Annotated in this window: 1 protein-coding gene; it reads right to left on the reverse strand. The window is 62.5% G+C overall.

The window, feature by feature from the left end:
• Positions 1–253, reverse strand: a 253-nt coding sequence (locus tag BCY78_RS25785; RefSeq protein ID WP_199523213.1) for a hypothetical protein, incomplete at both ends; no start/stop codon positions are given.

Genomic DNA, 253 nt, shown 5'->3' on the forward strand with positions numbered 1-253 from the left:
CCGACGGAACGCTCAGAACCTCGTCTTCCTCAGCCGCATCAGCCGACGGAGCGCTCAGAACCTCGTCTTCCTCAGCCGCATCAGCCGACGGAACGCTCAGAACCTCGTCTTCCTCAGCCGCATCAGCCGACGGAACGCTCAGAACCTCGTCTTCCTCAGCCGCATCAGCCGACGGAGCGCTCAGAACCTCGTCTTCCTCAACCGCATCAGCCGACGGAACGCTCAGAACCTCGTCTTCCTCAGCCGCATCAGC

The sequence above is a fragment of the Pararhodobacter sp. CCB-MM2 genome (assembly GCF_001691415.1).
In the GTDB taxonomy this organism is placed as follows: domain Bacteria; phylum Pseudomonadota; class Alphaproteobacteria; order Rhodobacterales; family Rhodobacteraceae; genus Pararhodobacter.